Origin of the sequence: Alistipes senegalensis JC50, assembly GCF_025145645.1 — a bacterium.
GTDB classification, from domain to species: domain Bacteria; phylum Bacteroidota; class Bacteroidia; order Bacteroidales; family Rikenellaceae; genus Alistipes; species Alistipes senegalensis.
The window spans coordinates 1865547-1890407 of the sequence record NZ_CP102252.1 but is presented as its reverse complement, the minus strand read 5'-3'; the positions used below and the strand labels follow the sequence as shown (position 1 = coordinate 1890407).

Annotated in this window: 21 protein-coding genes; 9 read left to right on the top strand and 12 right to left on the bottom strand. The window is 60.7% G+C overall.

The annotated features are described in order from the left end of the window. Entirely contained in the window at positions 1-984 is a 984-nt protein-coding gene (locus NQ519_RS07365) for a magnesium transporter CorA family protein (protein ID WP_019151810.1), read from the bottom strand. Positions 985-1052: 68 nt separating this feature from the next. Beyond that, positions 1053-1607 (bottom strand): type 2 periplasmic-binding domain-containing protein, encoded by a 555-nt coding sequence (locus NQ519_RS07360; protein ID WP_257005817.1) that lies wholly within the window; start codon positions 1605-1607, stop codon positions 1053-1055. Between the two features lie 361 nt (positions 1608-1968). Between NQ519_RS07360 and NQ519_RS07355 the strand changes: the two genes are divergently transcribed. The 9 genes from NQ519_RS07355 to NQ519_RS07315 all read left to right on the top strand — a co-directional run bounded on the left by NQ519_RS07355 (position 1969) and on the right by NQ519_RS07315 (position 10132). Then, positions 1969-3018: a hypothetical protein gene (locus tag NQ519_RS07355; protein ID WP_019151812.1), complete on the top strand. Its 1050-nt coding sequence runs from the start codon at positions 1969-1971 to the stop codon at positions 3016-3018. Beyond that, positions 3009-5360, top strand: coding sequence for a hypothetical protein (locus NQ519_RS07350; protein WP_019151813.1), 2352 nt, complete (start codon positions 3009-3011; stop codon positions 5358-5360). Before NQ519_RS07355 ends, NQ519_RS07350 begins: the two co-directional genes overlap by 10 nt. Positions 5361-5362: 2 nt before the next feature. Then, a complete protein-coding gene (locus tag NQ519_RS07345; protein ID WP_019151814.1) occupies positions 5363-5629 on the top strand; it encodes a hypothetical protein in 267 nt (88 codons plus the stop codon). Then, positions 5626-6495, top strand: a complete 870-nt coding sequence (locus NQ519_RS07340) for a Clp protease ClpP (RefSeq protein WP_019151815.1) — start codon at positions 5626-5628, stop codon at positions 6493-6495. Before NQ519_RS07345 ends, NQ519_RS07340 begins: the two co-directional genes overlap by 4 nt. 96 nt (positions 6496-6591) lie before the next feature. Next, positions 6592-7569 carry a hypothetical protein gene (locus NQ519_RS07335; RefSeq protein WP_019151816.1) on the top strand — a complete coding sequence of 326 codons (978 nt, stop codon included), beginning with the start codon at positions 6592-6594 and terminating at the stop codon, positions 7567-7569. A gap of 72 nt (positions 7570-7641) precedes the next feature. After that, entirely contained in the window at positions 7642-8868 is a 1227-nt protein-coding gene (locus NQ519_RS07330; RefSeq protein ID WP_019151817.1) for a phage portal protein, read from the top strand. Further along, positions 8865-9338, top strand: coding sequence for a DUF6712 family protein (locus NQ519_RS07325; RefSeq protein WP_019151818.1), 474 nt, complete (start codon positions 8865-8867; stop codon positions 9336-9338). The genes NQ519_RS07330 and NQ519_RS07325 overlap by 4 nt, the downstream gene beginning before the upstream one ends. Continuing rightward, positions 9313-9738: a phage holin family protein gene (locus NQ519_RS07320; RefSeq protein WP_019151819.1), complete on the top strand. Its 426-nt coding sequence runs from the start codon at positions 9313-9315 to the stop codon at positions 9736-9738. The genes NQ519_RS07325 and NQ519_RS07320 overlap by 26 nt, the downstream gene beginning before the upstream one ends. Then, positions 9731-10132: a structural protein P5 gene (locus tag NQ519_RS07315; RefSeq protein ID WP_019151820.1), complete on the top strand. Its 402-nt coding sequence runs from the start codon at positions 9731-9733 to the stop codon at positions 10130-10132. The genes NQ519_RS07320 and NQ519_RS07315 overlap by 8 nt, the downstream gene beginning before the upstream one ends. Positions 10133-10181: 49 nt before the next feature. On the opposite strand, the gene NQ519_RS07310 is transcribed toward NQ519_RS07315, so the two are convergent. The 10 genes from NQ519_RS07310 to NQ519_RS07265 form a co-directional block, all read right to left on the bottom strand. Then, positions 10182-11360, bottom strand: a complete 1179-nt coding sequence (locus NQ519_RS07310; RefSeq protein WP_044118782.1) for a DUF5009 domain-containing protein — start codon at positions 11358-11360, stop codon at positions 10182-10184. A 12-nt stretch (positions 11361-11372) separates the two neighbouring features. Further along, entirely contained in the window at positions 11373-12422 is a 1050-nt protein-coding gene (locus NQ519_RS07305; protein WP_019151822.1) for a glycosyl hydrolase family 18 protein, read from the bottom strand. Positions 12423-12432: 10 nt separating this feature from the next. Next, positions 12433-13821 (bottom strand): PKD-like domain-containing protein, encoded by a 1389-nt coding sequence (locus NQ519_RS07300; RefSeq protein ID WP_019151823.1) that lies wholly within the window; start codon positions 13819-13821, stop codon positions 12433-12435. Positions 13822-13854: 33 nt separating this feature from the next. Next, positions 13855-15456: a beta-N-acetylhexosaminidase gene (locus NQ519_RS07295; protein ID WP_019151824.1), complete on the bottom strand. Its 1602-nt coding sequence runs from the start codon at positions 15454-15456 to the stop codon at positions 13855-13857. A gap of 1 nt (position 15457) precedes the next feature. Continuing rightward, positions 15458-17014, bottom strand: a complete 1557-nt coding sequence (locus NQ519_RS07290) for a family 20 glycosylhydrolase (RefSeq protein WP_026076739.1) — start codon at positions 17012-17014, stop codon at positions 15458-15460. A 10-nt stretch (positions 17015-17024) separates the two neighbouring features. Further along, on the bottom strand, positions 17025-18173 hold the full coding sequence (locus NQ519_RS07285; protein WP_026076740.1) for an acyltransferase family protein: 1149 nt from the start codon (positions 18171-18173) through the stop codon (positions 17025-17027). 64 nt (positions 18174-18237) lie between these two features. Next, the gene (locus NQ519_RS07280; protein WP_019151827.1) at positions 18238-18588 is read right to left on the bottom strand and encodes a PKD-like domain-containing protein; all 351 of its coding nucleotides are present in this window, start codon (positions 18586-18588) and stop codon (positions 18238-18240) included. A 27-nt stretch (positions 18589-18615) separates the two neighbouring features. After that, the gene (locus NQ519_RS07275) at positions 18616-20484 is read right to left on the bottom strand and encodes a SusD/RagB family nutrient-binding outer membrane lipoprotein (protein WP_083871148.1); all 1869 of its coding nucleotides are present in this window, start codon (positions 20482-20484) and stop codon (positions 18616-18618) included. 14 nt (positions 20485-20498) lie between these two features. After that, positions 20499-23711: a SusC/RagA family TonB-linked outer membrane protein gene (locus NQ519_RS07270; RefSeq protein ID WP_227900985.1), complete on the bottom strand. Its 3213-nt coding sequence runs from the start codon at positions 23709-23711 to the stop codon at positions 20499-20501. Between the two features lie 34 nt (positions 23712-23745). Then, positions 23746-24753, bottom strand: coding sequence for a family 20 glycosylhydrolase (locus NQ519_RS07265; protein ID WP_019151830.1), 1008 nt, complete (start codon positions 24751-24753; stop codon positions 23746-23748). Positions 24754-24861: the final 108 nt, after the last annotated feature.

The window sequence follows — 24861 nt, the reverse complement described above, 5'->3', positions numbered from 1 at the left end:
TCAGAGCCATTTTTTGTACTTGAAGTACCAGATCGTCAGGGCCGAACAGAAGATCATCATGCCGATGGCGAAGATGTAGCCCAGAGGGATGTTCCAACCGTTGCCGAGCTTCAGCATCCAATCCAGCTCGGGCATGAACTTGAAGTTCATGCCGTAGATCGAGGCGATGAGCGTCGCGGGCATGAAGATCACGGCCGCCACGGAGAAGATCTTCACGATCTCGTTCTGCTCGATGTTGATGAGACCCAACGCAGCGTCCTGGATATAATCGAGTCGCTGGAAGCTGAAATCAGCGTGGTTGATCAGCGAATTGACATCCTTGATCATCAGCTGCAAGCGCGGGTAGATGTCGTTCGGGAAGCGCTCCGAACGCAGGATGCCCGACAATACGCGCTGGCGGTCAAAGATGTTCTCGCGCAACGACATCGTAGACTCCTGCAAGGCGCTGATGCGGTGCAACACCTCCTTGTCGATCGAATCCTCGGAGTTGATGTCCTTCGACAACGCCGCGACCTGCTTGGCGATCAACTCCACGAGGTCGGCATCGAAGTCGATGCGCACCTCCAACAACGAAATGAAGAGGTGGTAGCCCGTCGAATAACTGCGGTAGTTCATCTGGAGCCGCTTTTCCGTTTCGCGGAAGGTCCGGAACTCGGCGTTGCGCACCGAAACGAGCACGCCCTCGTTCGAAATGATGAACGACACCGGCTCGACGATGAACGAATCGCCCGTGGGAACGAAGAAGTTCGAATTGGAGATGATGGCGTTCTCGTTCTCGGAGTATTTCGATGTCGATTCGATCTCCTCGACCTGCTGTTTGGTCTGAAGGCTGATCTCCATGAAGTTCTCGACGGCTTTCTGCTCCTTGATCGTGGGCAGCAGCATGTCGATCCACAGGATGTCGTCGTAACCCAACTCGTCGAAGAGCTTGGTATCGGCGTTCCGGATGATCTTGTTGTATTGTTTGAGGTAAATTGTAATCATAAGACGCTCTCTTAATGTTCGTGAATCCGTTTACGTGCAGAGAGGCGGAAGTCCGTCCGCTAAGCTCTTCAGCCGGGATTGGCTCGCGGAGCCACCTTGAGCCCCGAATCCCAGCACTTTTTGAGCGCCTTGTCTTTCTGATTGTCGAAAATGTAGTCGAAATGGGCGAGACCCGCGTAAGCAAGCCCCGGATCGGCCGAAAAAGCCGAATCGAGAACCGCCTCGTAACCGTGTTCGAGACCGAAGGTCAGCGCATGCTGCAAAGCCTCGACCGTCTCGGGCTCCACGTCGCCGTGCGCCACCCAGAGGGCGAAGGCGCAGGGGAGTTTCCCGAAAGGCTTCCACGCCGCCACGAAAGGATCGTCGTCGGCAAGCAACGCCTCCTTCGCGGCAGGGACCCCGCCGACGCAGTATTCGGTGACGATGCGCGCATCCTCCAACGAGGGCACGGCGGCGGCAGGCACCAGGGCGATGTCGGCTTTACGGTCGGAAAAAATGCGGATCGACTCTTCGGGATCGGACAACAGCAATTCGGCGCGGAAGTTACCCTCGCGCTGGATACCATAGATGAATGGGGTCGTACTGAGGCACGACACGACGGCTATACGTGGAACTATGACCATCATCCATACGATGTAAAACTGTTGGTTCGCGAAACAAAGGTACGACAAAATCCCGAAGTTTTTCCATAAAATTTAGAAAAAGTGCATCGGGGTCTTGACAAGGGGGTATCGGCTGTCGTATATTTGCCGAACGATTCACAACCGGACGGCAAGGACGGCAAAGTTATCGACATCGGGAAACGCTTCTGTTTCCGCATTTTGTGAATTGTTATCCCCGTTTATCGACAAGTTTTCAACCGTTTTGTCAACAACCCGGCCGCCTCTGTGCCTGTGGCGCCGAAAGCACCGAAAGCATCCGCATGCCGCATTGCGCCGCGTTCTGCGGCGAACCGAATACAGTCATCTTTCTTAAACATCCATTATGCTATTTACACGAATTCCGCAACAGTACGCCCCCTTAGGCGGGGAACTCCGCTATGCCGTCAGTCAGGAGGCGGCCGGAAACATCGACATCCGCATCGTCGATGCGGCGGCCGGGCCCGCAGAGGGAATCGGCGCAGCCGTCTCGCCCGGCGGTGCAAACGAAGCCGGCACGGCTGGACAGACCGGCGACGGAAGCGCCCTGCTGGGCGCGAAGCGGTTCGCGGCGGTGACGGAGGCCGGATTCGACATCGCACCCTATCTGCGCCGCCGCGTGCAGTTCGTCCCAGCGACGGGCGGCACGGGATTTCACCCCGCGGCGGGCCGGACGGTCACGGTCCACGTCGAAGCAGCGGCGACGGGCGGAGCCGTCGAAGCCGTCTCCCCGGCGCGCACGTTCCGGCCCGGCGCCGAAGCCGCCGAAGCACCCTGCCTGCTGACCTCGATGCCCCTCCGGCGTCTGATCCCCGAGGGAGCGTGCGACGAACTGACGCTGCTGACCGACGGCCCTTGCACCGTGACGGTGACCGCGATGGCCGGGGACACCGCCGCCGCAGAGAGTTACCGTGCGGCGGAAGCCGGGCTGCACATCTTCCGCCTCGACCTGCGCGACTTCCCGGATGCGGAGACGCTGACGGTCGATGCCGGAGCCTGCGGCACGGTGGTTTACACCGTGATCCCGGCCCGGCAGGAGGCCGTGCGGCTCGCCTGGCGCAGCCGTGCAGGGTCGATCGAACACTACTCCTTCCCCGTCCTGCAAACGGAGGTCGTCCGGAGCGTCCGGCAGCAGGCGTACGGTCCCGACGGACGCACAGCGGCGACGGCGGAGACGGACCGCGAGACGGTACTCGTGTCGGCCTACGAAGGACGGCAGGTGCTGGAAGCCCTTGCGGAACTGACATCGGCCCCGGAGGTCTGGATCGCCCGGGGCGACATGTACACCCCGGTGGATATTGCCTCCGATGAAGCCGTCGTACAGCGTCACGGCACGCTGAGCTGTCTGGAAATCGCCGTTCGTCCCAAACGCAAAACCCGCACGTCATGGAACTGAGAATCGACGGACAGCCCTGCGATCTGGGCACGAAAAGCATCGCCGTACCCGGTTACGATGCGTCGAAGCTGGCCGGGCCGGAGACCTGCCGCGAGGGGAGGTCGCTGAAAATCACGATCCCGGCGACGCCCCGAAACGATGCCGTGACGGCCTTCGCCGGGGACCCCCATGCCGCCGGGCGGTTCAATGATGCGCTCCACACGGCGGAACTGACGGCGGAGGGAGCGGTGCTGATCGGCGGAACGGTGCGCCTGCTGGCCTCGTCGGAGGCGGGCTACACGCTCGAAATCCGCGACGGCGGTACCGGATGGGCCGAAAACGCCGCCCGCAGGATGTTCTCCCGGCTGGGCGTGGCGTGGCAGGGAGAACTGACGCCGACGACGATCTTCGAAAGCTGGACGGATGCGTCGCCCGTGAAGTTCTTCCCCGTCCACCGCGACGAATACGAACAACAGAACGGCTCGCAGGACCTGCTTCCGGCCGAACGGCTCCTTTCGGTGGAGGACTACCACCCCTTTCTGCACATCGCCACGCTCGTCGGGCAAATCTTCACCGAAGCGGGCTACGGAGTGAAGAGCCGCTTTCTGGAATCGGAGTTCTTCCGCTCGCTCTACATGAGCGGAGCCTACTCCTCGCGCAACACCACGGCGGCGGCCAACCGCATGGGATTCGCGGCCCGGAGGCTGGCCCCGGCGACGGCGACGGCCAACGAACTGGGACGGGTCGCGGCCAATCCCAAGGCGATAGCCAACACGGTGGGAAACATCGTCGAAACGGCCACGCCGCAGAGCGTCGATGCGGACGGCGAGGCAGTCAGCGGACTCTACAACAACGGCAACTGTTTCTCGACGGAGAACGGAAAGATCGTCTTCACGCCGCCCGCGGAGATCAGCGTCGGATTCGAATACCGCCTGAAATACACCACCGCGCACCGCATCGTCTCCCGCACGCGGCTCAAAGGATTCGACACGGTATATCTCGGGCCGGGATCGGAATTCCGCTTCGAACTGGCCAACCGTTACAAGGACCTGCGCGACGCGATCGCCCCGAACTTCACCTACCGTGCGCTGGTCTTCGATCACGCCGCAGGGGCGCAATACCGCCTCGTCTATGTCCGCAACGGCACGGCGGACACGGTGTGGACCGATTTCGCGGCCCGCTCGGCGCAGGTCACGACCCCGGCATCGGGAACCGTAGCCCAACCGACGCTGATGGTCCGCAGCGGCTCGCAATGGGTGCCCTACACCGGGGACTGGGCGCTCTACAACGGGTATGTCGGCGAGACGGGCGAAACGACCGTCGAGGTGCGGCTCCGCACGGTCGCCGAGAGCGTCTCGCCGCAGTCGCCCAAGTACTTCAACCAGATCTACTTCGCGGGAGCCGAGGAGGGGATGAAGCTGACGCTGCACAAGGAATGCGCGCTGCGCCCCCGGTTCCTGTCGGGCCCCGGATTCGGGTCGCGGATCGCCTTCGCCGACGTGGCGCAGCACCGCATCCGGCAGGCGGAGCTGCTCGAAGCGCTGGCGCATCTCTTCAACCTGCGGTTCTACACCGAGGAAGCGACCCGGACGGTGTGGATCGAACCCGAAGGGGAGTTCTTCGGAGCGGGTCCCGAGGCGGACTGGAGCCGCAGGACGGATTTTTCGCAGTCGGTCGAACGGCGGGAGATCGCCCCGGAAATCCACGAGGTACGGACATGGCGCTATCAGGACGGTGACGGAGCCGTGACGCGCTTCGACGCCGGAGAGGAGTCGCCGCTGGGGTCGTGGAGCTTCGAAACCGGATCGTATGCCGCATTGCAGGGCGAAAAGACGGTGCGCAACCCGCTGTTCGCTCCCTCGCTCAACTCGGCGGGGCACTACCTCAACGCCCCGTCGGCGCTGATCCTCCGGGTCGGAGACCGCGACGATGCGGAGGAGGACGGCACCAACTTCACGCCCCGGATCGTCCGCTACGCCGGGATGCGTCCGCTGCCCGCGGGCGAACGCTGGGGATATCCTTCGGGGCAGGCCGAATATCCGCTGGCGGCGTTCCACCTCGCGGGAGACGAGGGGTTCACGCTCTGTTTCGAGGACCGCGACGGGCAGGCGGGACTGCACCGCTACTACGACCGCCAGGTGCGCCGGGAAGCCGCCCGCGAACGTATCACCCTCTCGCTGCGGCTCGCGCCCCACGAGTTCGAAGCGCTCTTCACGCCCGGCACGGGAGCCCCGGAGATCCGCTCGGTCTTCCGCATCGACACCGGAGCGGGCGTGGTGAGGGCCGCACTCTGCGCCGTGGGCGACTACGACCCCGAAAAAGCCTCGGTGCGCTGCACGTTCGACCGGCTGACGGAGGACTGACGATGACGCGGCACGACGAAATGCTGGCCGAAACGGCGCTCCGCGAGGTCAGGGGACTGGGAACCGCGGAGGCCGTGCGGCGGCTGTTCGAAATGGGGCTCATCAGCCGCCGGGAGTGCGAACGACAGGCCATCCGCGACGAGGTGCGGCGGCTCGAACGGGAGGGAGTGCCCCGCTGCGAAGCGCTGGAAGCGGCGGCCGGAAAATACTGCTGCTCCTATGAAAAGGCGCGCAACGCATTTTACACCAATTACAAAAACAAACCATGAAATCGGAAATCCAAATCAACAATTCAGCCGAAGTCTGCCGGATCGACATCGAAGGAACCATCGGCATCCCCGAGGAGTGGCAGTTCGACGACCCCGAAGCCCGGGTGGCGACCTACGAGCGTTTCAGCAAGGCCCTGCAACGCATCGCCGGGATCGAAGCCCCGGAAGTGGTGGTCAACATCCGCTCGACGGGCGGCGACGTGAACGACGCCCTGCTGATCCACGACGCCCTGCGGCAACTGCCGGCACGCATCACCACCCGCTGCTACGGCTACACGGCCTCGGCCGCGACGATCATCGCGCAAGCGGCCTCGGAAGGGTGCCGCGAAATCTCGGCGAACGCCCTCTATCTGATTCACACGGCGGTCTGTGCGACCGAGGGAAACGCCGCGGAGATCGCCGGAAAGCTCGATCTGCTGCACCAGACCGACGCCCGCATCGCCGCGGTCTACGCCGCCCGTTCGGGACGCCCGGCCGAGGAGTTCGAGGCCCTGATGGCCGAGAACAACGGCAACGGGCGCTGGCTGTCGCCCGAAGAGGCCGTTGCGGCGGGGCTCGCCGACAAAGTGGTCGAAACAGCCGGACGGTCGTCGTCGCTGGCCCGGGACATCGCCCGGGGCTGGGAGCGTCTGCTCGCCGGCATCGGCCTGCGGCCCGGAGAGGAAGAACCCGCCGACCGCAGCGTGCTGCACTCCGGCGAAGAGGTGCGGGCCCTGCAACGGCGCTCGGCCGTCGTGTCGGACGAAACCCGCCAACGCTTCGGAGCCACCGTCACGCAACCCCGCGAAGACCCCTCGTACGGCGACACGGTCCGCTCGGCAAACGAACGCGCCTATGCCGAAGACGCAAGGCGATTCCGCGGATAACAGCGGAACCGCAATTAAAAATTGCCCTTACCAAAAGTAAGGTCAGGCAAAACCCAACAACCCCAATCAAACAAACATCCAAAAACAACAATCACCATGACCTATCTCGAAAATTCGAAACAGTACACCGGAACCGATCTCGAAAACATCTTCTTCCGCCCGATGCTGACCGGACCGTCGGCCCAGGAGCTCGGCGTGCGCGTACTCTACAACATGCCCCAGCCCACGCACATCCAGCTCTGGGACGGACAGCGCAACATCCTCCAGAAATTCACCTCCGCAGGCTGGACGGGAGGCGCCCCGGCAACCAAAAAGGAGAAGACCGTCAACCTCAGCCGCGTGAAAGCCGAACTGGGATTCTCCGCCGCAGACTACTTCTCGATGGTCTACGAAAAGATCACGGCGATGGCGAACGTCAACATGGACGACCTCTCGGGCACAGACCTCGAACAGGCCGAAACGACGCTCTTCAGGCAGGCCCTCGCGGAAAACATCCGCGCCACGATGTGGATCGGCGACACGACCGCCACGTCGGGCTACAACACCTTCGACGGATTCCTGAAACAGATCAAGGCCCAGGTTGACGACGAGGTCATCTACAACTTCACCTACCAGGAGGCGTCGCTCGCCGACCCGGCCTACGTCGTGGAGCTGTTCGACAAGCTGTGGAACAAATCCGACCTGCGCGTCCAGGACCTCAAGGCCGACGGGCAGCTGGCGTTCTTCGTCACCTCGGACCTCTGCCACCTCTACGAGAAATACCTCGATTCGAAGGGCGCCGACGCCGCCTACACCGACACGGTGAACGGCCGCCGGAACCTCGCCTACCACGGAATCCCGGTCATCGACCTGCGTCTGGGCGGCTACCTCGCGGGAAGCTCCTACCACCAGTCGTTCGGCATGCTCACCGACCGCCGCAACCTCGTGCTGGCGGTCAACACGGCCGACATGCCCGGCAACGAAGTGCGCATGTGGTACAATCCCGACGAGATGGAGAACCGCCAGCGCGCGGTCTTCATGGCCGGAAGCCAGATCCTCGACACGGACCTCATCACCTACGCCTACAAACAGTAACCCGACCCGGGACCGGGCGTCCGCAGGGAGATTCCCTGCGGGCCGCCGCGGCCCCGAATCCGAAACAACGCCATGAACAAAGCGAAAAAAATCAAAACCGCCGTAGGGGTCGCCAACCGCACCGACCCCTACTTCGCGCTGGGGACGGCGCGGGTCGAGAGCGACCGATTCTGGCGCTGGGGCGACGACAACCTCTTCCCGGCGGCGCTGGCCCTGATGGCCCGGCGCTCGACGACCCACCGACGCATCATCAACGACAAGGCCGACTACATCTCGGGCAAGGGATTCACCTGCGACGAAGCCCGGGAACCGCGGCTGGCGGCGTTCGTCCGCCGCGTGAACGGCAGCGGCGAAAGCCTGAGGCAGGTGCTCAACAAACTGGCCTTCGACAAGTCGCTGTTCGGCAACGCCTTTCTCGAAATCGTCACCGACGAGGAGCGCTCCTTCCTCTCGCTCTACCATCAGGACGCCTCGCGCTGCCGCGTGGCCCGCGACTCGGAACACATCCTGCTCCATCACGACTGGGCGGCGTTCAAACCCGCCGAAGCGCGGTCGCTGCCCCTCTATCCGCAATTCGAACGGCAGGAGGACGGCTCCATGCGCTCGATCGTCCACTACAAGGACTACGAACCGATGTTCGAACACTACGGCGTGCCGCCCTACATCGCGGGTTTCAGCGTTTCGGCCATCGCCTGGAAGACCGACCGCTGGAACATCTCGCGGCTGGACAACTCGTTCCAGCTGTCGGGCGTGATGATGCTCGACTCGTCGGTGGACAACGAGGCCGAAGCCGAACGCATCGCACGCCTCGCAGAGCAGAAATTCGCCGGGAATCCCGGGCAGGTGATGTTCGTCATCCGCGACGGGGGCGAAGACGACAATTCGCGCTTCATCCCCATCGCCGCGCAGAACGAAGGCGACTGGCAGGCGCTGCACGAACAGGCCGTCGGGGACATCGTCGTGGCCCATTCGTGGTTCCGGACCCTGAGCGGACTGGACTACGCCTCGGGATTCAGCGCCGAGCGCATCCTCCACGAATACGAAGTGGCTTTGAACACGGTGATCCTGGCCGAGCAAGCCGAACTCACCGAGCCGATCCGCACCGTCATCGCCTCGGTGCTGGGGCTCGACACGGCGTCGCTGCAAATCGTCAACCGCCCGCCGACGCGCTCGAAACCCATCTACATGAAGGTCTGGGAGGCCCGCAAGGCCGACGGACTCGACTACGACCCGGAGGACCCGAAACAACAGGTTTTCCTCTCGGAAATCACCAAATACAACATCAAGAGCATCGAATGAAAACCCTCATCACACCTTTGCAGGTCCTGCGCCTCGCCTTCGGCGGCGGGGATTACCTGCCTCCGGATAGCGTCACCGAAGCCGACATCGCCGGAGCCGAACAGCGCCACATCGTCCCCGTCGTAGGGCGGGCGCTCTACGAAAAGCTCCTCGAAGGCTCCTACGCCGGATTCCGCGACGAATACCTCGCGGCCCCGACGGCTCTCTTCACCCGTCTCGCTCTCCAATCGCGGCTCGACATCAGCACCGGGCAATGCGGCACGACGGCCCCCAAGACCGCCTGCGGCCAGCCGGCCGGCGAAGCGGCGCTCCGAGCCCTGCGACGCAGCCTGCGGACTCAGGCCCGGACGCTGCTGCGCCGCGCCGGAGAACATCTGTTCGCACACCGGGACGAATTCCCGGAATACGACCCCGAAAACGACACGCTCAGACGCTGCACGACCGATGGAGGCTTTGTTCAGATTCATTAGCGGCGCGGCGGCGGGGATCGCCGCCCTGTTCGCCCCGATCGGGCCGCTGATAGCCACGACCGTGGTTTTCATCGGCGTAGACTTCCTTTCGGGCGTGGCCGCCGACCGCGCCACGGCCCGCCGCGAAGGCCGCGCCTGGTATTTCGAAAGCTGCAAGGCGTGGCGCACGGTGGTCAAACTCACGCTGGCGGTCACGGCGATCGCAATGGCGTGGCTGATCGACAGCTGCGTACTGGATTTCATGCAGCTGAACGTGGCGAAACTCCTCACGGGGTTCACCTGCGGAGTGGAGCTGTGGTCGTTCCTCGAAAACGCCGCGCAACTCTCCGACGCCCCGCTGTTCCGCTGGCTGCGCCGCTACGTCCACCGCCGCATCCGAAAGGAGGCAGGCGATGAGTAGAGGACTGGCGAACTGCAATCCGGGCAATATCCGGCAGTCGAAGGTCCGCTACAAAGGCGAGGTGCGCCCCTCGCGCGACCCGGCCTTCAAACAGTTCGAATCGCTGGCGTGGGGATACCGGGCGATCTTCGTCCTGCTGCACACCTACCGGGTGCGGCACGGACTGCGAAGCATCCGCGAGATGATCTCGCGCTGGGCCCCGCCCTCGGAGAACCGCACCGAAGCCTACATCCGCGCCGTGTCGGCCGACACGGGCATCGGCCCCGACGAGGCGTTGGAGACGCTCGACCCGGCGACGATGGTTCCCGTCGCGGCGGCCATCTCCCGCGTGGAGAACGGCACGGCCGCCGATCCCGACGAAATAAGGCGCGGCTGGGAGCTGTTCACGACATGAAAAGAGGCTGTCCGTGATGGACAGCCTCTTTTCGCATTTCTCTGCCGGATCAGACCTTGAGCCTCACCCCTCCGCGGCCCAACAGCCAGACGGCCCAAATGAGCAACAGCGCGTAGAGGAACGAATTGACAAGCCCCGGAATCCCGACCGAAAATTCGGGACGAAGCAGCGGATCGGAAAAGATCAGGTTCTTCAACGGATTCCACGCATAAGCCACCACGTAGCACGACAGCGCCGCCGTACCGGCCGGCTTCACCCACGCGAACCAACGGGCATGTCCCCGCACATCGGTCAGATAGTAAAGCAGGGCGAAGAGCGGAAAGAAGATCGCACAGCAGTAGAAATACCAGGTCGGCGTAGCGGCGAGTTTGGAGACGATCCAGAAGCGGTGGGCGACGAGGCCCGCAGCGAGCATGCCCGCACCGGCGAACAGGGCGATCCGATAGAAACGTCCCGGAGCCCGGACATCGGCATAACGTTCGACAAGCAGCGAAAGCAAGACGCCCGTACTGCCGAAAGCGAAGATCGTCAACTGGTTGGGCAGGATGTTCCCGGGGACCAGTCCCGACGCCTGCAACAAAGCTCCCGCCACAAGCAGAAGTGTGACAACGACATGCGCCGCCAGACGTTTGCCGACCGCCAGAAACACCAGCGTACAAAAAAGATAGGTCCATCCGATCCGTCCCAGGATGCCCCACCACCGAATGGCGAATCCCGAACCGTCGCTGCCCCGGAAGATAACCGCCAGCCAGACCAGCAGCGCCGCTCCCGAGAATTGCAGCAGCAGGATGCCCCGCTTTTTCCAGACGCTCTCGGTCCGCGGGTAGACGTTCCAAACCAGGAAGAACCCCAAAACCATGAGCATCGCATAGTTCCCGCGGGAAAGGCCCGTTCCGGCGGCCGAAAAGGCGTCTCCGAAATTGACCGTCAATAGCCCCATGACCACCAGGGCAAAGGTTCTCGTGAAAACATGCCACACGATCTTCACCGTCGAATCGCCTTTGGCGCGGCGGCTGCCGACCGCCAGCGGTACGGAGGCTCCCATGATAAAGAGAAACGCCGGAAAGATCGTATCCGAAAAACCCAGCATATCTTCGCCGCGGGCCGCATGCTGCAACCAGTGCGGAACATCGCTCAGACTCCAAAAAGAGTTCACCCACAGCATGAAAAACATCGTCAGCCCGCGAAAAATATCGATAGAGGCTATTCTGTTACGTTGTTCTGTCATGGCTCCGAACCTTTACTTTGCGTCGGCAACGCTCTTGATAGCCCGCAGCAGCGACAGCGGACTGTCGTAGGCCACGTCCTGCGAAAGTTCCCAAATCGTAAGCCCCGCATAGCCGTTGTCCAGCACGTACTGCGTCTTCTCTTTCATCAGATCGACACCGTTGAAAGCATAGCCGCCGTAAGAGTTCGAAGAAGCCGTAATCGCACCGCCCGCCATGGCACAAAGCGTATTGTAAGGCTGCGTTATGACCGGCGACACGCTTTTGTCGCCTCCGTAGAACGGCACGCCGACGATAATTTTCGAATTGGGGACGCCTGCGGCCGCATAGCCCGCAAGCGACTCTTTCAACACACGCATCGGCGCATGGGGATAACCCTCCTCCTCGGTACCGTAGGTGTCGTAGATCATCACGTTGATATGATCGACATAACCGGCGATCCGGCCGCCCATCGACTGGCCGCGCGTGCTGGAAGAGAGCGCCGCCGTCAGCTGCCGGACCTTCGTGCCGACGGGAAGTTCGGCCATCCGCGCCCGGATCTGCTGCAACAGATCAACCATATCGTCCTCGGGAACATGCAGGAACGGTTCCGACGACCAGTCCGTCTCCCAATCGACATCGATGCCGTCGAAACCGCGGGCATGCGCGTATTCGACAACCGCCCTGGCGAAAGCCGCCCGCTTCGCCGGATCGGTCCCCATGCGGTACATGTTACCCGCCGTGGCACCGCCGCCAACAACCAAAAACGCCTCCTGCGAAGAGGTCATGGCCGCACGGACCGTGTTCTGCTGCCGTTCGCGTTCGGGATTGACGTACCACACGCCCTGTGCGTCGGGCGATATGCCGAAACAATAAACCCGCGTGGGATATTTCAGGTAGGGATAATCGGCCGGCGACGCCGACGAGATGCGCCCGGCATTGGAGTAACCGGCGACGATACACCGGGAGACGGACGGCTTCGGCCCGTCGTGCTCCTCGTCGGAAGAAGAGGAACACGAAGAGCAGGAAGCGAGCGACACCAACGTCAGCGGAAACAGGAAATACGAAAAAAAGACATTTTTCATAATCGGATGCTTATTTCAGAAATTCGAAATCGTCATAGTAAAGGATGCGGTCGTTGTTCTCCGCCGGGGCATTGGAACCGTCGAAATTCGACATCGGACGGAAATCGAGCGTCGCAACACCGTCGAGATTCTCCTTGCCGAAGGTCTCCGGGAGATCGTAGACGAGCACGTTCCATTCGTCGGTCCGAACGATCTGCCGCCACTCGTCCTCAGTCGTGTAACGCTGTCCGTTGAGCGTCGTGGGACGACGGTTGATGCCCTGATTGAGCAGCTGCATGTAAGGCACATAGGAGTTCGTCCCGATCCAGACCTTCACCCGAACCGCACTGTACGAAGCGAGGTCGGACATCCCCGAAAGGTCGAGCCAGAAACGTCCCGACGTTGGATTGCTGGACGAAGACATATCGCTTTTGAGCACCTTCGCACTGCCGTTGACCGCCGTGACATGGGGATTCTCCACAACGGAAATCGACTTGTTCTGATCGACCAGCACCGAAGGAAGCGCCGCAGCCTCCTCCAAATCCTCGACCGAATGGCTGACAAGCAGCGACCAGGTCTTCTCGACACGCTCCTGCTTGGCGTTCACGCCCGTATAGGAGATCGAGAAAGTTCCCAGCTCGGAGAACACCCGGCGGAACTCCGCATCGGACGAAACGACCGCACCGTCCACCTTCCATTCATGCACGAGCCCCTCAGCACCGCCTTTCACCGAAGTCGAGATCACCACCTCGTCGCCACGATGGCTGTCGATAGCCCCCGGCACGGGAGAGAATTCGATCGTCAGAGGCAGTTCGACCTCGGCCACCCGGACTGTCCAGCTCTTCGCGGCGGTCATCCGATAGGCGTTGACTCCCGCGTAGGCGAGCGTGAAGGTTCCCGGCTCCATGAACGTATGGATGAAATCGGCCGTCTCGGAAACGACTGTGCCGTCGATGCTCCAGGAGTGTTTCACTTCCTTATCACCGCCCACCACGGTTGCCGAAATACGCACCTCGTCGCCCTGATCGCAGGAAACCTCATCTCCGGAGTCGGAAAACTCCACCTCCAGCGGAATCCCGTTGACTTTCACCTTATAGACTTTCGCAACACGGCCTCCGTCGTTGTACACTTCGCAGCGCACGGTATAAAGTCCCACTTGGGCGAATGCGTAGGTCATCGTCGGCGTCGAAGCGGCCGCCACTCCGTTCACATACCAGATGCAGCCGGCTTCCTCGTCGTTTTCGACGACAGCCTCGAACGTGATCTCCTCCTCCACATCCACCTCCATTTCGGCATCCGTCACGGGGAACGAAACGACGGGCGGCGCCACCGTCTCCGTCTTGTCATCGCTGCAACTTCCGAGCACGGCGAAGATTCCGGGCAGCAGCACCCACAGCGCTCTTTTCAATACATGTTTCATAGTAGGTAAATTTTACAAGATAGGTTTCAGGTTTCAATTTTGAATGAAAATATGCTTCGCATAGTTGAATCCGCACAGGTCGTAGATCCTGCGCAGCGACTGCATGCGCCGCACGAAATCGTCGTAGTCCTTGCGGTCGTACGACCACCCGTTCTCGGCCATTGCGGCCATGCGCGGCAGCACCATGTACTCGACATGCGGCATGGAGGAGATGTACTCCGTCCAGAGGTTGGCCTGCACGCCCAGAATCGCCTTGCGCTCCCCGGCATCGAGCTGATCGTAGGGATCGTATTCATACACCTTGGAAACGGGAACATAGCCGCCGATGGCGAAAGGCTCGCGCTCCGTGTCCTGCGACTGGTAGTAGTCGAAATAGCTGAACTTCGAGGGCACCATGATGACCTTGTTGCCCCGCTTGGCGGCTTCGATCCCCGCCTGCGGACTTTTCCACGACATCACGGTCGCCGTCGGCGAAACACCCCCTTCGAGAATCTCCTCCCAGCCGATGATCCTGCGGCCCCGGCTGTTGACGAAGCGTTCGATACGTTTCATGAAATAGCTTTGCAGCTCGTGTTCGTCTTCGAGCCCCTCTTCGGCGATCCGTTTCTGACAAACCGGACACTCCTTCCAGCGCGTTTTCGGGCACTCGTCGCCGCCAATGTGGATATACTCCGAAGGGAAAAGCGCGATCACCTCATCGAGCACGCCCTCCATGAACTCGAAAACCCGGTCGTTCCCGGCGCAGAAAACGTCGTCGAAGACGCCCCATGTCGGCGACACGGCATACCCCTCTCCGCGGCATCCCAATCCGGGATAGGCGGCCAGCGCGGCCAGCGCGTGTCCCGGCATCTCGATCTCGGGAATGACATCGATGTAACGGTCGGCGGCATAACGGAGCACTTCACGCACATCGTCCGCCGTGTAGAACATCCCCTTGCCGTAGGGCTTGCCATCATATTCTTTGCTTGTCCGGGCATGCCCGACGACAGTCTGAGCGCGCACGGTGCCGATCTCGGTAAGCCGCGGATACTTGTCGATCGCCAGCCGCCACCCCTGGTCGTCGGTCAGATGCCAATGGAACGTATTGACCTTGTGCAACGAAAGGATGTCGAGATAGCGTTTCACCTCCTCCACGGTGCGGAAATGGCGGCAAACGTCGAGCATCATGCCCCGGTAGGCAAAAAACGGCTTGTCCTCGATCCGAAGCGCGGGGATCACCGTTTCACCCTCCCCGGCGCAGCAGGCAGCGATCTGTCGCAGGGTTTGCATGGCATGGAACGCTCCGCGGGGCGATCCGGCCGTGAGGTCGATACGCTGTCCGGAGACCTCGACGCGATACTCCTCCGCGGCGAGTTTCCGGTCGAGAACGATGTTGACGGCACCTTTTTTCGCCTTCCCGCAAACCACGTCGGGTTCGAAGGAGACGATCCGTTCGAGCTGACCGGCGAAAATCCGGGCGGCAGGGAGCAGTTCGGAGACTGCTACCCGCAGTGCGAGCGGTTCCGAAAGACGGAACTCCTCGCTGTCCGAGACCTCCATGAAGAGCGGCCGGGGGACAACGTCGATCTGCTTTGCGGCAATGCCGCCAACGGCCGCCAACAGAACGGCAGCGGTTGTAAGAATGGTTTTCTTCATCTTATCGGGTGTTGTTTGTCAGTCGTTCGTAAAGCGATTTCATCTTCACCGAACGCATGGTGTTCATATACTCTATTTCACGCGCTTTGAGATAGCCGCCGTTGAGCCGTGCAAAACGACGGTCCAACGTACGCGCTTCGGCGAGCAGCGTTTTCAGCCCGGACACCAGTTCCGGAATCCCGGAGCGGTCGAACGAAGCGGACTGGTAACGCGCCTCGACCGCCTTGAAACGCAGGTAATTGATCCGTATATCGAGCATCAGCAGATAGTGCGCCGCCTCTTCCGCCCCTTTGCGGGGTTTCAACCGCGCCAGTTCGTCACGCATCCGCACGCATTCGTCGATCACCTCGCGCAGGTCGCGCCCGGAGGCGTCCTTCGCTCCGGAATCCGAGACCGTCACGGTCTCTTGCGGCATCGAGAAATAGCGCCACAGCACACTGGCTCCCGCATCGTCGAGTCCCAGTTCCGTCCGGGCATACCGCCGCACGAACGCCTCCGGTTCGAACGGTGCATCCGTCACGAAGGCTTCGCAGCAGGCCGCTTCGAGAATCCGGAATGCCGACATCGGGTAAACCAGCCGCACAGGCTGCATCGAGAGAATCTCGTACCCGTTGTCGAACCAATAGCCGTAGGTGCCGCTCGTGGACCACGACGTTTCGATCATGCCTCCGTAGTCGTGCTCCCGTGCATATTCGACGAAAACAGCCAGGTTGTCGAAATGTTTTTTCCATTGCGTCAGGTAGATGTTGTCGGGTCCGGAACGCAATGCCGGAGCCCCCCACAGCTTCACGCCGCGGGAGAAGAGATTAGCCAGTTTGCCAAAACGGTCCGGCTCCCAGCCGTAGTTCCAATCCACGAAGATCAGGTCGTCGGGCAATTCGTCGAGCGCTTCGGGGTATTTGAGAATGATGTCGGCCCAGATAACAGGCGTCTTGCCCAGACGGTGCACGATGTCGCACATCGCCTTGACATAGTCCACGAACAGCCGCGATTTCCCCTCCCGGTCGGCCACGGCGCGACAGTTCCCGCACAGACCGAGCAGATAGGTTTCGTCGGCGCCGATGTGGAAATACTTCGACGGATGGAGCGCAGCCACCTCGGCGAACAGTTCCGAAAAACAGGCCGTCGCCTCCTCAATTTTCAACGGGCAGACCTGCGAAGGGTCTTTGGGGTCCTCCCGCAGGGCGCGGTAACGCTCATGTCGCAGGATGTATTCGCAGTGCCCGAAGCAATTCTGCAAGGGAATGACCTCGACGCCCCGTCCTTCGCAATAGTCGATGAACGAAGTCACCTCTTCGCGGGTAAAGGCGGAGGCATTCGACAGCGTGGCATGCTTATCGAAAGGGAAAGCGGCCTCCCACTCCATAACGAGCGTGTTGATCCCCCGTTCGGAAATCCGATCGACGAGGCTTTTCATGGCGTCGAGCGTCATCACCTCGGTACGGAAATCGAGATGGAAGGCCCGGATAGGGAAATCCCCGGTCCGGGCAGCGCAGGTTCCGATGCCCGTCAAGAGCGTCAGCAAGGCTGCGGCAACAGTCAAAAAACGGTGTTTCATGGCAGCGTTTTCAGATTTTGATATAAATTTTCCGGCGGTACAGCACCAGTCCGAGGCTCCAAACCAGCAGAATGAAGCACAACGAATAGACCAGCGACCCCGAAGCGTCGCCGAACAACGGGTCGATCAGCGTCGTATAGAACCAGCTCTTAATCGAAAGGGCACCCAACACAACCGACAGGACCCAGGCGGAGATATAGAGAAACAGCGGATTGACCCCGAACACCCGGAAAAATCCGGTCCACCGCACCTGTTTGCGCAAGTCGATCACCCAGCACAGCAGCCCCAGCAGCAGCGATGCGAACCCCGAAGTGGTCAGCGCGAACGAACTGCTCCAAATCTTTTTGTTGAGCGGATCGCCGTATTGCAGCAACAACCCCGCAAAGAGCAGCGCCGTTCCGAATGCGAACAGACGCCCGAACCGCATCGGAGCATCCTCCTTTGCAAGCAGTATCCGCCCGGCGGCGCATCCCAGTAGGAACTGCGCGATCCGCGGCAGAGTGCTCAACAGCCCCTCCGGCTCGAAAGCCAGCCGCGAGCCGTCCGGCAACCACTCCTTGTAAAGATGGCTCTCGCCCAAAACAGCCCGATCCACCACCGCGATGATGTTGTCGGCCGAAAGCGAATAACCGTTACCGGTTTGAAGCAGCACCAGATAGAGTAGCAGCAATCCTCCGGCGGCAGCGATCAGATGCCGGAAACGCAGACAGAGCAACGCCACGGAACCGAACAGGTAGGCCAATGCCAGTCCCTGCAACACGCCCATAATCCGAAACGTCCGGAACGGAAAGGCCGTCTCGAACCAGGTCGCCCCGGCAGGCGTCTGCCCGGAGAGGAAGTTCGCCGTGCCGTAACCGAAATAGCTGATCTCCTGCAACAGCAGCCCCACGCCGAAAATGACCGCACTGCGGCGCAGAATCCGGGAAAAAGCCTCCCGGCCGGCGCCCTCGTAGCGTTTCGAGAGGGAAAAGAAGGCCGACACCCCCATGATGAAGACGAAAAACGGATAGATCAGGTCCGTCGGCGTCATGCCGTGCCAGAACGCATGTTGCAAAGGCGCATAAGCCTTGCCCCATACGGCGGGGTTGTTTACCAGAATCATGGCGGCGATCGTCATGCCGCGCATGACGTCGAGCGATAGCAGTCTTTCGGATTTCATCGTCTTTTCCATGAGTTGAAGAAAGCCCCGACATCCGGATTCCCGGACATCGGGACGCAAAAGGTCAATTAGGAGCCGTTACGGAGAGCGTATAGCGCATCGAGATGGCCCGCGAGCCGCGGACAGCCTCGAAACGCAGGGCGAAGGTCCCCGGCCGGGAGAACGTATAGACCAGGTCTTTCGAATGGCCGATCGCCTGCTCGTCGAGCAGCCAGGTGCACTCGACCGAACCGTCGTTCGGAGAGACGATCAGACTCAGTTTGAACTCCTCGCCGACAACGGCCGTCAACGATTCGGCGGTCTGGTCGTAGATGTAAAGTTCGTCGGCAGCGAAAGGCGGATTGCCTTCATCCTCGTCGCAGGCAAGACATACGAGTCCGGCCAGCAAAAGCAACATGTATTTCAGCATTTTCATAATCGTATCGTTTTTCGGGTTAAACACTTACTGCACATCCCACCATACCGGCACCGTCCAGTCGTCCGAACCGCCCATGCGGTCAACGGCCTCCTGCCAGTTCGCGGCGTTCTTGCTCTGCTCCTCGATCGGATAGGTCAGACGCAGCGGACGCTGGCCGTTCGACTGGTTCTCGGAGGGATAACGGTTGTACCACTTGCAGTAGGCCGTAGGCATGCCGTCCGTACGGCGCAGATTCGACCACGCCTCGATGGGGTCCATGAAGTGGAGAATCCAGATCTGCTTGTTGATCTCTTCGAGCGCCCGGGTGCCGCCCGCCGCCACCTCCGGGAGCAGGTAGGTCGTCATATAATCCCGGATCTCCTCATCCGAAGGCATGTCGGCGGCGCTCACCCCGAACAGCGAGAACTGCTTCACGGCCGCCTCGTAGCCCTTGGCAAAACGCGACTCGGCCGTCTCGGTGTCGATTCCCCAGCCGCGGACGGTCGTCTCGGCCAGCAGGAACTGTGTTTCGGCATAGCTCATGTGAATCCACGGACTGTCCACGGCCATGACGGTCCGCGAAGGCGAAAGACGATACATGGCATGGGGCACCGTATAGCTGCCGATCGCACGTTTCAGTTCAGCGCGTTCGTCCTCGGTCATCCACGTCGCGGCATCGACCATAGCGGACGTAATGCCCTGAGCCCAGACGCTGCGGGTCTTCGCCGCTCCCTGATAACCGTTCTCTCCGGGCCCCTGGTTGCCGCCGCCGTAGGTGAAGTCCTGAGCGGGCAGCGTGAGATAACCGCCGATGTTGATGTAACCGTCGGGGGTCGCGGCCAGATCGGCCGGCCCTTGATTGCCAGCGTATCCGGCATTGAACTTACGCATCAGCTCGGTCACCTCGACCGCGTCGCCCCAGGCGGGAAGCCCCGCTCCCGAAGTCGTCACATAAACCCCTGCGATGAGCAGCAGACGCGGATCGAGCGCCAGATAACGCCGATAGGGAGGCGTCGTGTACTGTTGCGGGTCCATCACACAGAGCGATTTGAAGAACTCCGTGGTCATCTTGTACTGTGTGATGCCGAGACCCGTATTGCCCGTCACCTGAAGAATGATGTCGGCATAGCCGTTGCCGGCCCCGAGCGTCTCGTAATCCTCGGCGTGTTTGACGGCCGCGATGTCGGCATTCGAGGTCATCACTCCTGCGGCGAACGCCTCGCGGGCTTTCTGCTGGGCCACATCGGGCTTCACCTTGATCAGGCGCATCGCCACGCGCAGTTTGAGCGAGGCGGCGAAACGCTTCCACTTCTCCACGTCGCCCCCGAAATAGCAATCCGTCGAAGGCGACGATTTCGAAGCGTCGAACTGCGCGAGGGCGTCGTCCAGACGCTCGAAGAAATCGTTGTAAATAGCCTCCTGCCGGTCGTATTTGGGCGAGAAGATCGACTGGTAATAACCCTGCCCTCCTTCGAAATATGGAACGTCGCCGTAACAGTCGGTCAGTTTGAGGAAGGTCTCCACACGCAGCACCTTGGCGATCGCGCTGTAATTGACCAGTTCGGGATCGTTGTCGGCGATATTTTCGAGCGCCACGATATTCTTCACGGCCTCGGGATAGAACAGGTCCTGCCACAGGCGTGCGAAGTAACCGTTGTTGCGAATACCCTTGCCGCCGTATTCGACATTTCCCCACGAGCCGCTCCAATGGTTGACCCATTCGCCGGGATAGGTGAAGAAGCGCGCCGCATTCTGACGGCCCATCGAGTGAGACATCTGGATGGTCGGAACCAACAGCGAAGGGTCGATGCTTCCGTTGGCTTTCGTCGGGTTGACATTCAGTTCGGTCAGGTCGCTGCAACCGCCGGCAACGGCCGCAAGCGCCGACAAGAGATATAATGATAGCTTTTTCATGGTCGCAAGATCGTTTAGAATTTAACTTTGATGCCGAAACCGAAGGTTCTTCTCGAAGGCAGCGAACCGTATTCGAAACCCTGACCGTTTCCGTTATAGTAAGACGACTCGGGGTCGATGTTCTTCACGTTCGTATAGAGAATGCACAGGTTGCGGGCGAAAGCCGTCAACTGAACGCCGGCAATAGGCGTCTTGCGCAGCCAGCGCCTCGGGAAATCGAACGAAAACGCCAGTTCACGGAACTTGATATACGAAGCGTCGATGATGAACGGTTCGGGCGACACGTCCTGGAACGACTGCCAATAGGACTGCGGGTTGACATAGATGTCGTTCTCCGCGTAGATCGGATTGCCTTCGGGGTCCTTGCCGACGACCTTCACGCCATCGACCAGATAACCGCCCGTGGCTTTCCAGTCAGCGGGAGAGCCGGCAGCGCGTTTGGCCTGTTCGGAGCGATACCAGGCGTCACGCCCTTTGAGCGTTTCCTTCGCGGTACCGTTGTAATAGGACTGCATCATCGACATCGAATACATGTCGGCACCGAACTTGGCGTCGAACAGCAGACGCAGGTTCAGGTTTTTCCAGGTGAAGTTGTGCGACCAGCCGAGCGTATGGGCGTAGGTGCCCTTGCCGAGCACCGAAACGTTGGTGTCGAAGGTCGGCAGACCTTTTTCATCCACGATCACACGTCCGTCAGGCGTGCGCTTCTGCGCCTGACCCACGATCACGCCGTAAGGCTGATTCTCCATGGCATAGATGTAGGCATTGGCCCAGCGTGCCGCCGTCAGCTCATACGACGGAACGTCGGGATGCAGCGAAAGCACCTTGTTGTCGTTGGTGGCATAGGTGAAGGTCGTCTCCCATTGGAACGACTTGATTTTCAAAGGAACGCCCGTCACGGCCAGTTCGATGCCGCGGTTGCGGATCTCACCGGCGTTGATCAGCGCCCGCGTAAAGCTCGAACTCGAAGAGATCGGCAGGCTCATGATCTGATTCTTGGTCGTCTGCTGGTAGAGCGTCAGGTCAAGACTCAGCCGGCTCTGGAAGAAACGGACGTCGAGACCTACCTCCATCGAGTAGCTGGCCGTGGGTTTCAGGTCATAATAGGGAATCACGGTGCTGGCGACCTCGCCCAGCGACTGTCCGTTGAGTTTGAACCCCTTCGTTCCGAAATCGAGATAAAGCTGATAAGGGTCCGTATCGCCGCCGACATTGGCCCACGACGCACGCAGTTTGCCGAACGAAAACCAGTCGCCGTGCTTGAAAAGGCTCGAAAAGATCAGGCTGCCCGAAACCGACGGATACCAGTAGGAGCGGTTCTCCGGACAGAGCGTCGAAGAAACGTCGTTGCGGATCGTGGCGTCGAGATAGGCCAACCCCTTGTAACCGAGGCTTACGGAACCGAACATCGAACGCACCTCCTTCTTATAGAAACCATGCGTCGTATTGATCCGCTCGAAGGCATTGATGTCGTCCACACCCGGCATCACCTGTTTGAGCCCCTCGGTGGTGAACTGTTCGTTCTTGTTCCGCCAGAGGCTCGCGCCGACGAAAGCGTTGATGTCGAAATCGCCGTATTTCTTCGCAAAGGTCAGCGTCGCTTCGAGGTTCGTCTGCGTGACGTTCATGACACGTTCGTTGATGGCACCCTCGACCTGCCGCGGCGTCGAAATGGGCGAGAAAGTCGTAGCCCGGAAATTGTAGGTATCCAGTCCGCCGCGCCCCGCCAGTTTCAGCCACGGGGTGATGTCCCACGAAATACGCGCATTGCCCATCAACCGCGAACGGCTCGACTCGTTGCGCATCTCGTTGATGACCCAATAGGGATTGAAGCGGTAGTCGCTGCCGTTCCACTGGTAGTAGTTGCCGTTCGCGTCCTTGTAGGAGTCGGCCAGCCAGTTCTGATCGAAGTTCGGGGCGATGCCGATCAGCGCGTTGCCGATGTTGCTGGCGTTGTCGGTCAGCGCCGGACGGTTCTTCACGTCTTCGTAGATATACGACGCCGAAGCATCGGCCGAGATCGTCTTGCCCAGTTTCGTCGTACCGCGCATGGTGATGTTCGTGCGGTTGAACTCCGACTTGGGAACGATGTCCTTGTTGCGCATGTCGGTTACGGCGAAGCGGAATGAGGTCTTTTCGGTCGCATTGGAGAGCGACACCGAGTTCTGGGCCGTGAAACCCGTATCGAAGAACGACAGCACGTTGTTGTTCACGTTGCCGTAGGGCTTCCACTCGCCGTTGTAGATCTGGATCATGATATTGGGATCGAGCTTGCCGCCCCAAGCGACCTGTGTCGTGCCGCGGCCGTCGGAATCGGTAAGGGGAATAACACCGTTGCGCCCCTGTCCGTAGACGCGCTGGTAATCGTCGAACTTCGACAGCAGCGTCGTGAAGCTGATGTTCGACGACACTTCGATGCCGAGCGATTCCTTTCGCGCCGAACCGGATTTGGTGGTGATCATCACCACGCCGTTCGAGGCCATCGAACCGTAAAGCGCCGAAGCCGACGGACCTTTCAGGATCGTGACGTTCTCGATGTCCTCGGGATTGATCGACGACATGACATCGCCGAAGTCGAATCCCGAACCGCCCCACTTGCCGTCGGCGCCCTGCAACTGCGAATTATCTACCGGCATTCCGTCGATGACATAAAGCGGCAGGTTCGAGCCCGAAAGCTGGGAATTACCGCGGATCAGCACGCGCGACGATCCCGTCGGACCGGCCGTCGTCGTCGAAATATCGACTCCGGCGACCTTTCCGATCATCGCCTGCATGATGTTCGACTCGCGTCCGGCCGTCAGGTCCTCCTTGCCCACCGACGACACGGCGTAACCCAATGCCTTGGCTTCGCGCTTGATACCCAAGGCCGTGACTACGACTTCGCCCACGGAAACGGCCTCCTCTTTGAGTACGATTTCAAGACTGGTCTTACCGCTGACGGGAACCGACTGCGTCGCCATACCGATAAACGACACCTGCAAGGTGGCGTTCCTGTCGGATATGTTCAGCGTGAACCGACCTTTCGAATCGGTCGTCGCGCCGCGGCTCGTCCCCTCCTGGATGACCGTGGCTCCGACAATCGGCTGCTTCGCCTCATTCGTCACGACACCCGTAACGGTAACATTTTGCTGAGCCACTGCCGCGGAACAGCAGAGGACCGACAGAAGCAGCACGGATAAAATCCGCGTCAATCCGCCGCAAATCTGTAATTGTAATGGTCTTAGCATATCATTTGTATTAAGTTAGTAAGGTTGCCTTTCATCACTGCCCGAATACGGGAGCTTTCTCCTCCCCGGCATGCGGAAAGTTCCCGCCGCCGTCTTCGGAGAACTGCCGGAAATAGGATTTGAGGAAACGGTAGTTCCGGGCCGCGCAGAACTCCTTGTCCGAACCGTTGCGGTACTCGTCCAGAAACTGCCCGAATCCCGACCATACGGTCTGCATGTAGCCTTTGAAGCGCTCCGACATGTATTTCGAAGAGTGCCTGCGGAAACGGAGCATGTCGTCGAGCTGCATCCGCGTGACGGCGGGACGCTCCCAGCCGCAGGTAACGACATCGAAACCCTTGATGGCGAAATAGACGGCAGACTGTTCGGCGTCGCGGTAGTGCCAGTCGCACATCATCACGCTGCGGTCGATCCGGTCGATCGCGCGGTGGGTGTTGCCGATGCTGGCCGACCACTCACCGTAGCCGCTCGCATCGCGCCGCCCGTCGATCAGCCGGTCGGCCCACATCCAGAGGCGCACCCCTTTCCGCCGCAGGTGGGCGGCAATCCGGTTCACCTCCCCGGCGAAGACCTCAGCAGGGTCCAGCCCGCCGCAGCGCGGACAATCCGTATCGGCCAGATCGAACACCTCGTCGAGCCCGGCATGGAAATCCGTCGCTCCGAAAGCCTCCACGACCTCGTCCACGCAGTCGAACACGACATCATGCACTTCGGGATGATTCGGACAATAACTTTTGCAATAGAGGCGGTCCGGATTGGGCCAGACGTAATTTTCGGGGAGTTTCACCCGCGGCTTTTCATCGAACTGCGGGTAGACCTGCAACAATTTGCCCGCCTTGCCATGCCACGACTGATGGCCCAGCAGATTGATCAGCGGCACGAGCCTGATGCCCTTCTCACGGCACAATGCGGCCAGCCGGCCGGCCAGCGCTCGGTTCCAGCCGTCGGGATCGGCCAGTTCGGGACGCGATTCGAAATCATAGGCCCAGTTCACCCGGACAACCAGCGTATTGATACCCGCAAGAGCCAGATCGTTCTCCACAAAATCAAAGAACGTATCAGCTTGTTTTACAGATGGAAGAGCAACAGAAAAAGCCCGAACCGGGAAACCGTTATCGAGCACAGAAATATCAACAGAAACAGAATCGGC

Excerpts from the sequence above, each read along its gene's own strand:
- NQ519_RS07305 (WP_019151822.1), bottom strand. The coding sequence starts at position 12,422 with ATGAAAAATGTCTTTTTTTCGTATTTCCTGTTTCCGCTGACGTTGGTG.
- NQ519_RS07270 (WP_227900985.1), bottom strand. The coding sequence starts at position 23,711 with ATGCTAAGACCATTACAATTACAGATTTGCGGCGGATTGACGCGGATT.
- NQ519_RS07355 (WP_019151812.1), top strand. The coding sequence starts at position 1,969 with ATGCTATTTACACGAATTCCGCAACAGTACGCCCCCTTAGGCGGGGAA.
- NQ519_RS07365 (WP_019151810.1), bottom strand. The coding sequence starts at position 984 with ATGATTACAATTTACCTCAAACAATACAACAAGATCATCCGGAACGCC.
- NQ519_RS07300 (WP_019151823.1), bottom strand. The coding sequence starts at position 13,821 with ATGAAACATGTATTGAAAAGAGCGCTGTGGGTGCTGCTGCCCGGAATC.
- NQ519_RS07275 (WP_083871148.1), bottom strand. The coding sequence starts at position 20,484 with ATGAAAAAGCTATCATTATATCTCTTGTCGGCGCTTGCGGCCGTTGCC.
- NQ519_RS07360 (WP_257005817.1), bottom strand. The coding sequence starts at position 1,607 with ATGGTCATAGTTCCACGTATAGCCGTCGTGTCGTGCCTCAGTACGACC.
- NQ519_RS07280 (WP_019151827.1), bottom strand. The coding sequence starts at position 18,588 with ATGAAAATGCTGAAATACATGTTGCTTTTGCTGGCCGGACTCGTATGT.
- NQ519_RS07285 (WP_026076740.1), bottom strand. The coding sequence starts at position 18,173 with ATGAAATCCGAAAGACTGCTATCGCTCGACGTCATGCGCGGCATGACG.
- NQ519_RS07325 (WP_019151818.1), top strand. The coding sequence starts at position 8,865 with ATGAAAACCCTCATCACACCTTTGCAGGTCCTGCGCCTCGCCTTCGGC.
- NQ519_RS07315 (WP_019151820.1), top strand. The coding sequence starts at position 9,731 with ATGAGTAGAGGACTGGCGAACTGCAATCCGGGCAATATCCGGCAGTCG.
- NQ519_RS07335 (WP_019151816.1), top strand. The coding sequence starts at position 6,592 with ATGACCTATCTCGAAAATTCGAAACAGTACACCGGAACCGATCTCGAA.
- NQ519_RS07340 (WP_019151815.1), top strand. The coding sequence starts at position 5,626 with ATGAAATCGGAAATCCAAATCAACAATTCAGCCGAAGTCTGCCGGATC.
- NQ519_RS07310 (WP_044118782.1), bottom strand. The coding sequence starts at position 11,360 with ATGACAGAACAACGTAACAGAATAGCCTCTATCGATATTTTTCGCGGG.
- NQ519_RS07345 (WP_019151814.1), top strand. The coding sequence starts at position 5,363 with ATGACGCGGCACGACGAAATGCTGGCCGAAACGGCGCTCCGCGAGGTC.
- NQ519_RS07330 (WP_019151817.1), top strand. The coding sequence starts at position 7,642 with ATGAACAAAGCGAAAAAAATCAAAACCGCCGTAGGGGTCGCCAACCGC.
- NQ519_RS07320 (WP_019151819.1), top strand. The coding sequence starts at position 9,313 with ATGGAGGCTTTGTTCAGATTCATTAGCGGCGCGGCGGCGGGGATCGCC.
- NQ519_RS07295 (WP_019151824.1), bottom strand. The coding sequence starts at position 15,456 with ATGAAGAAAACCATTCTTACAACCGCTGCCGTTCTGTTGGCGGCCGTT.
- NQ519_RS07350 (WP_019151813.1), top strand. The coding sequence starts at position 3,009 with ATGGAACTGAGAATCGACGGACAGCCCTGCGATCTGGGCACGAAAAGC.
- NQ519_RS07290 (WP_026076739.1), bottom strand. The coding sequence starts at position 17,014 with ATGAAACACCGTTTTTTGACTGTTGCCGCAGCCTTGCTGACGCTCTTG.